This is a genomic window from Corallococcus terminator (assembly GCF_003611635.1).
GTDB lineage: Bacteria > Myxococcota > Myxococcia > Myxococcales > Myxococcaceae > Corallococcus > Corallococcus terminator.
This window is the reverse complement of sequence record NZ_RAVZ01000448.1, coordinates 1-6,573: the sequence shown is the minus strand read 5'-3', so window position 1 is coordinate 6,573 and position 6,573 is coordinate 1. Positions and strand designations below refer to the sequence as shown.

General features: G+C 71.0%; 6 protein-coding genes. 3 read left to right on the top strand and 3 right to left on the bottom strand.

The window, feature by feature from the left end:
- Positions 1-1,314: FadR/GntR family transcriptional regulator (locus tag D7V88_RS37655; protein WP_244238608.1), on the top strand; the 1,314-nt coding region annotated here is incomplete at its 5' end.
- Here D7V88_RS37655 and D7V88_RS37650 read toward each other — a convergent pair.
- Positions 1,298-1,855 (bottom strand): helix-turn-helix domain-containing protein, encoded by a 558-nt coding sequence (locus D7V88_RS37650; protein ID WP_120545387.1) that lies wholly within the window; start codon positions 1,853-1,855, stop codon positions 1,298-1,300. The two genes, D7V88_RS37655 and D7V88_RS37650, sit on opposite strands and share 17 nt — an antisense overlap.
- A gap of 87 nt (positions 1,856-1,942) precedes the next feature.
- On the opposite strand from D7V88_RS37650, the gene D7V88_RS37645 reads away from it, so the two are divergent.
- Together D7V88_RS37645 and D7V88_RS37640 are read left to right on the top strand one after the other, a co-directional pair.
- Positions 1,943-2,665: an SDR family NAD(P)-dependent oxidoreductase gene (locus D7V88_RS37645; protein WP_120545386.1), complete on the top strand. Its 723-nt coding sequence runs from the start codon at positions 1,943-1,945 to the stop codon at positions 2,663-2,665.
- On the top strand, positions 2,662-3,687 hold the full coding sequence (locus D7V88_RS37640) for an S-adenosylmethionine:tRNA ribosyltransferase-isomerase (RefSeq protein ID WP_120545385.1): 1,026 nt from the start codon (positions 2,662-2,664) through the stop codon (positions 3,685-3,687). The genes D7V88_RS37645 and D7V88_RS37640 overlap by 4 nt, the downstream gene beginning before the upstream one ends.
- A 4-nt stretch (positions 3,688-3,691) precedes the next feature.
- Here D7V88_RS37640 and D7V88_RS37635 read toward each other — a convergent pair whose 3' ends face one another.
- Together D7V88_RS37635 and D7V88_RS37630 are read right to left on the bottom strand one after the other, a co-directional pair.
- Positions 3,692-4,915, bottom strand: a complete 1,224-nt coding sequence (locus tag D7V88_RS37635) for a zinc-dependent alcohol dehydrogenase (protein ID WP_120545384.1) — start codon at positions 4,913-4,915, stop codon at positions 3,692-3,694.
- 157 nt (positions 4,916-5,072) lie between these two features.
- Positions 5,073-6,573: Ppx/GppA phosphatase family protein (locus D7V88_RS37630; RefSeq protein WP_147449038.1), on the bottom strand; the 1,501-nt coding region annotated here is incomplete at its 5' end.

Sequence of the window (6,573 nt, the reverse complement as noted above, 5' to 3'; positions counted from 1 at the left end):
GGGATGGAGCGGGTGGGGCTCGTTGCGCAGGTGGAGGAGCAACTCGAGCGAGAGTTGGGGCTGGGGCGGCTTCCGAGAAGCGGCCAGCTTGGCTCGGAGCAAAAGCTGGCGTGCCGTTACGGAGTGAGCCGGGGCACCGTGCGCGAGGCGCTGCGGCGGCTGGCGGCGCGAGGCCTGGTGGAGCAGCATCCCGGGCGCAAGGCGCGTGCGGTGGCGCTGGACGCGTCGCTGACGCTGGAGAACCTAGGCCTGGCGTTGCATGACGAGCGCTCCCCGGAAGGCCGGCGGCTGCTGGAGGGCTTCTTCTGCCTCAAGCGGCAGGTGCTGGTGGAACTGCTGGCCGACTGCTGCGTGAGTGCTTCCGAGGCGGACCTGGGGCTGCTGGCGGACGCGTGCTTCAGGCTTTGGGACGCGGCGCGCTGGGAGTCCGGTACACGCTGCGCGCAGTTGGAATTCGACTTGCTGCGGCTGGCAGCCCGAGTGGCGGCCCGTCCCGGGCACCTGCTCCTCATCCAGTCGATGCAACGAGCCCTTCGGGGCAACGCGGCCCGGCTGCTGCTCCTCATGGGCGGCGAGTCGCTGCGCCAGTGGACCTGCTGCGCGATGGAGGCCCTGCGGGAACGTGACGCGCGGGCGCTCCAGCACACCCTGCCAGCACTGCTGAAGGCATGTGATGAGCAGGTGCTGGAGCGATTCGCGCCCGGCCTCAAGGGCGAGGCACGGGAGGCCGGCCCTTGCGTGGAAGAGCGTGGCCCCGACTGCCTCGCGCCCGCCGCCGAGGACATCGTGGCGCTCGGAGGGGTACCCCGCCTCCATGCGCAGGCCCTTCTCGCGGAGCCGGACCATAGGGCGCTCCGGGTTCCAGCCGCCCTGGGTTCCAACCCCGGCGAGCCTGGCGATAAGAGTTCTGGGGGACGTGCTGCGCTCCGCCTTGGGAAACCTGTCCGACTGTCGGACAGGTTGGGACGCTTCGTCCGCGGAGGGGGCTTTCAGCCCGAGCCCCTCCCCACCGGCTTTCGTGGACTCACCCGCAGGGCGGTGCGCAAGAGGGACCGACCGCTTCACGACGCCCGGAGCCATTCCCCACCCACGACCAGACCGGTGGGCGGTGAGCCTCTGGCTCCTCCAGGACCCATGCCCCAGTCTTGGGTGGACACAGCCCTTCGCCTCTTTTCTTGTCCATCGTGGTCAGCACTTCTTCCCCTGAGGAGGAGCGCCTGCGTCGATGGACCTCGGATGCCTCCACTCGAGCTGGGCTTCCTCACCGGATTCGTCAACGAACTTCTGGCGACCTATTTTAGAGAGACGGGGTGAGCAGCACGACGGAGTAGCCCACCGCTGTGCGCGTGCCGGGGTTCTCGTAGGAGTGCTTCTGGTCGCCCCGGAAGACGACGACGTCGCCGGCTTCGAGGACGAAGCGCTCGCCACTGGCCACCAGCGCGAGCGTGCCGGACTCACAGGCCAGGTATTCGCGCGTGCCGGGCGTGTGGGGCACGCCGGTGATGCGGGCCTGCGATGGCAACTCCAGTCGGTCGAACTCCATGCCGGGCAACGGGTCGGGCAGGAGCTTGCGCAGGAAGGCCGCGCCGCGCTGCCGCACCGGCAGGCTGTCGCGGCGGTAGTGACGCGCGCTCGCCTTGGGGCGGGCGAGCAACTCCTCCAGCGACACCTGGAGCGCTCCCGCCACCCGGTGCAGCACGGACAGCGTGGGGTTGGCCGCGCCGGATTCCAGATGGGCCCAGGTGGCCCGGGGCACGCCCGCCAGCTTCGCGAGCTGCACCTGCGTGGCACCCCGTGTCTCGCGCAGGGTCCGCAGGTTGCGCGCCAGTCTGCCGGGAAGGTCCTCGTCGCTCATGCGCTGGCATTCTGCCAACCTGTTGGCGGTGATGCCATCACATGGGAGTCCTGGCGCTATTGCTCTTCCCCAAGGAGGAGCAGACCCATGGACGTGAAGAACCAGGCGGTGCTGGTGACGGGAGCAAGCAGGGGACTGGGGCGTGCCCTGATGGAGGGCTTCGCGCGGCGGGGCGCCCGGGTGGTGGGCGTGGCCCGGGACGCGAAGGCGTTGATGGCGGCAGTGACGCCGCTCCGGGCGCAGGGCCTGGCGGTGCACGCGCTGGCCTATGACGTGGGGGACAAGCAGTCCATCTACCCGCTGGTCGGTTCGGCCACCGCGCTGGTGGGCCCGCTGGACGTGCTGGTGAACAACGCGAGCAGCCTGGGCCCCACACCGCTGCCCCTGTTGTTGGACACGGCGTGCGAGGACGTGTCGCGGGTGCTGGAGGTCAACGTGCTGGGCCCCTTCCGGCTCACCAAGGCGGTGGCGGGGAGCATGGTCCTGCGAGGCCGGGGGCTCGTCGTCAACATCACCTCCGACGCGGCGGTGTCCGCGTATCCTCGCTGGGGCGCCTACGGCGTGTCGAAGGCGGCGCTGGACCACCTGACGCGCATCTGGGCCGCGGAGCTGGAAGGCAGCGGGGTGCAGTTGCTGTCGGTGGACCCCGGGGACATGGACACGCGCATGCACAGCGACGCGATTCCGGACGCGGACCCGGCGACGCTGGCGAAGCCGGAGGACGTGGCCTCGCGCATCCTCGCGCTGGTGGAGACCCGCGACGCTCCGGCCGGTCAGCGGTTCGAGGCCGCGAAGTGGGAGGCCGCATGAACGCCGCCCGCTGGCCCCGGGAACACCCCGACGCGGCGAGGCTGCTGCACGTGGAGCCCCGCGCGGGACGCATCACCGACGGCATCGCCTCGGGCCTGCCCGAGCTCCTGCGCGAGGGAGACCTGCTGGTGCTGAACGACGCGGCCACGCTGCCCGGCTCGCTCACGGGCCGCACCGGCGTGGGGGCATCCATCGAGCTGCGATTGCTGGCCCACGAACCGGACGGCACATGGACGGCGGTGCTTTTCGGCGCGGGAGACTGGCGCCGCCGCACCGAGGACCGCCTCCCCCCGCCCGAGTTGCCCGTGGGTGCGCACCTGGAGGTCGGGGGGCTCAAGGCCCGGGTGGTGGAAGTGCTGCCGCCTTCGCCTCGGCTCCTGCGCGTGGCCTTCGACCTGAGCGGCGCGGCGCTCTGGCACGCGCTCTATCAAGCGGGGCGACCGGTGCAGTACGCGCACACCGCCGGGCCGCTGGCGCTGTGGCATGTGCAGACGCTCTACGCCGCGCGCCCCTGGGCCGCGGAGATGCCCTCCGCGGGCCTGCCCCTCACCGCGTCCGTGTTCTCGCGGTTGAAGGCGCGGGGTGTTCGTTGGGCTTTGCTCACCCACGCGGCGGGACTCTCCTCCACGGGAGATGCGGTCCTGGATGCGGCGCTGCCCCGGCCGGAGCGTTCGGACATTCCCGCTCGCACGGTGGCGCTGGTGGAGGAGACGCGTGCTCGGGGGGGCCGCGTGGTGGCGGTGGGCACCACCGTGGTGCGGGCGCTGGAAGGGCGCGCGACGCAGCACGGAGGAAAGCTGGTGGCTGGGGAGGACGTGACGGACCTGCTGCTCGGGCCGGGCTACGTGCTCAGGGTGGTGCACGGGCTGCTCACCGGCGTGCACGAACCCGGGAGCAGCCACCATGCCCTGCTCCAGGCCTTCGCGCCGCTTCCGCTGCTGCACCGGGCGGCGGCGCATGCGGAAGCGGCGGGCTACCTGGGGCACGAGTTCGGCGACACGTGCCTGGTGCTGGACGCCTGAGCCGCTACTGGACGGTGGCGCCGGGCTCCAGCTCCACCTTCACCCAGCCCGGCTTGCGCAAGTCGAAGTTGCGGTACGCGTCGATGGCGGAGGCCATGGACTTCACGTGGCTCAGGATGGCGGTGGGGTCCACGGTGCCGGAGCGCACCAGCTCCAGGAGGCGCGGGATGTACTTGCGGTGGTTGCAGTTGCCCATGCGCAGGGTGAGGTTCTTGTTCATCGCCGCGCCAATGGGGAACGCGTTCATCGTCTGCGGGTACACGCCGATGATGGACAGCGTGCCGGCCTTGGCCAGCGACTCCACGGCCCACTGCGCGGCCTGGGACGGCGCATCGCCCGGCACCCAGTTGTCGCCGTCCGGCTTCGTCTTGGGCGCGACCTGGGCGACCTCGCGCTTGAACTCGGGCTTCTCCGCCTTGGCCTTCTTGGCGGCGGGGCCGTGGTGCGCGTGCACGGCGTCCACGCCCACCGCGTCGATGGCGCGGTCCACGCCGATGCCTCCGGTGAAGCGCTTGAGCGTCTCCACGGGGTCTTCCTTCTCGAAATTGATGACCTCCGCGCCCTGGATGCGCGCCAATTCCAGCCGGTCCTCGTGGCAGTCGATGGCGAACACGCGGCCCGCGCCCAGCAGCTTCGCGCTCACGATGGCGAACAGGCCCACCGGGCCGCAGCCGAACACCGCCACGGTGTCACCGGGTTTGATCTCCGCCATCTCCGCGCCGAAGTAGCCGGTGGGGAAGATGTCGGAGACGAGGATGGCCTGGTCGTCGGTGACGCCCGCAGGCACCTTCACCATGGTGACGTGCGCGAACGGGATGCGCGCCTTCTCCGCCTGGAGGCCGTCGAAGGGGCCCGTCATGCCGGGGCCGCCGAAGAACGCGGTGCCCGCGGCGGGGCCGTTGGGGTTGGCGTCGTTGCACTGGGCGTAATAGCCAGCGCGGCAGTAGGAGCAGTTGCCGCACGCGATGGTGGAGCAGATGACCACGCGGTCGCCCACGTTGAAGTTGCGCACGTCCTCGCCCAGCTCCTCGATGACGCCCACGCCTTCGTGGCCCAGCACGGTGCCGGGCTTCATGCCGGCCATGGTGCCGCGAATCATGTGCAGGTCGGTGCCGCAGATGGCGCTGGCGGTCAGCCGCACGACGGCGTCGGTGGGCTCGCGGAGCTTCGGCTCAGGGACGTCGTCCAGCCGGATGTCGCCAATGCCATGGAATACGACGGCCTTCATGATGCGCTCCTTGCCCGCCCGGGGGCTCGAATGACCAAACGGCCCCCGGTGCGCGCCGCGCACGGGACCTGTTGTCACTGGAGGTGGCCACTAAGGTGCGGCCGGGCAAAACCCGCGCTGCTCTCCTCTCTGGTGAGCAGGCGGGGGGGCGATGGTCCTAACGTCCGGCCGAGTGCACCTGGAAGGCGAGCCGTTTGCCGAAGACCTTGCGGAAGGGGGCGACCTCGTGCTCCGCGTTCCACAGCTCCAGGTCCAGCGGCTGCTTCGCGTGCAGGTGCAGCGTCACGATGTCTCGGCCGTGCGTGACCTTGAAGTCGCGGATGGGCTGATGGTGGCTGTGATCCAACGCGTTCGCCAGCCGCAGCAGCGTGGCCAGCTTGCGCACGCGCCGCGCTTCGGACGGGGTGAGGCCCGCCATGCCGGAGTGGGACAGCTCCGGCTGGGAGCGCCGGTGGTAGCGGGCGACCCGCGCGATGATTTCGCGCTCGCGGTCCGCGAGGCCGGGGATGTCCGCGTTGTGGATGAGGTAGTACGTGTGCCGGTGGTGGCGCTCGTAGCTGACCGCCGTGCCGATGTCGTGCAAGAGCGCGGCGACCTCCAGGTGCGGGCGCACGGAGAGGGGCAACTGGTGCAGCGCGGCCAGCCCGTCGAAGAGGGCCAGGGACATGCGGGCCACCTGGCGGGCGTGCTTCTCATCGAAGAAGAAGCGCTGCCCGATGGCGAGCGCCGCGTCCGCGAGGCTGTGGTCGTCGCGCGATTCGTCCTGGCGGTAGAGCAGGTCCACCAGCAGGCCGTCGCGCAGGCCCCGGTTGACGACGCTGACGGAGTCCACGCCCAGGTGCTTCGCGACGCCCTCCAGGATGACGGCACCGGAGACGATGATGTCCGCGCGGCGCGGGTCGAAGCGCTTGCGACGGCGCTCCGGCGGCATCGAGGCCAGCGTCTCCACGGACTGGGTGAGCTGTCGCACGGTGGCGTTGCCTCCGTTGTCGTTGACCGCGAAGCCCACCACGGCCTGGATGGTGCCGGAGGAGCCCAGCGCCACGCGGGGCAGCGTGGGGAGTTCTTCCGGCAGGGTCTTGTGGAGCACCTCGTTGACGAAGCCGCGCATCAGCCGCAGTTGCTTGGGCGTCACCGTGCGGGAGGTGTCGAACACCTCCGTGAGGCGCACGGAGCCCAGCGCGAGGCTCCACAGGTCGTCGGGCTTCTCGCCGGTGGCGATGGCGACCTCGGTGCTGCCCCCGCCAATGTCCACGAGCAGCGAGCGGGCGTTGGCGGGCTTCCTGTGCAGCACGCCCAGGCAGATGAGGCGGGCCTCCTCCTTGCCGCTGACGACCTCCAGGTCCAGGCCGGCTTCCTCGTGCACGCGGCGCACGATGTCCTGGCGGTTGCGGGCCTCGCGCAGGGCGCTGGTGGCGACGGCGCGCACCTGGGCCTTGTGGCGGCGGCAGAGCGCGGCGTAGCGGCGCAGGGTGGACAGGAGGCGCTCGGCGGTCTCAGGGGACATCTCGCCGGTGGCGAAGACGCCTTCGCCAGGGCGGATGGGGTCGCGCTCCTGGTGGAGGGTTTCCAGCGAGCCGTCCGCGTCGGGGCGCGCGAGCTCCAGGCGCACGGCGTTGGTGCCCACATCGATGGCGGCGAGGACGGGAGGCGGGGTC

What these genes read in the sequence shown, in the direction of transcription:
- D7V88_RS37650 (WP_120545387.1), bottom strand. Translation starts at nt 1,855, where the DNA reads ATGAGCGACGAGGACCTTCCCGGCAGACTGGCGCGCAACCTGCGGACC.
- D7V88_RS37645 (WP_120545386.1), top strand. Translation starts at nt 1,943, where the DNA reads ATGGACGTGAAGAACCAGGCGGTGCTGGTGACGGGAGCAAGCAGGGGA.
- D7V88_RS37640 (WP_120545385.1), top strand. Translation starts at nt 2,662, where the DNA reads ATGAACGCCGCCCGCTGGCCCCGGGAACACCCCGACGCGGCGAGGCTG.
- D7V88_RS37635 (WP_120545384.1), bottom strand. Translation starts at nt 4,915, where the DNA reads ATGAAGGCCGTCGTATTCCATGGCATTGGCGACATCCGGCTGGACGAC.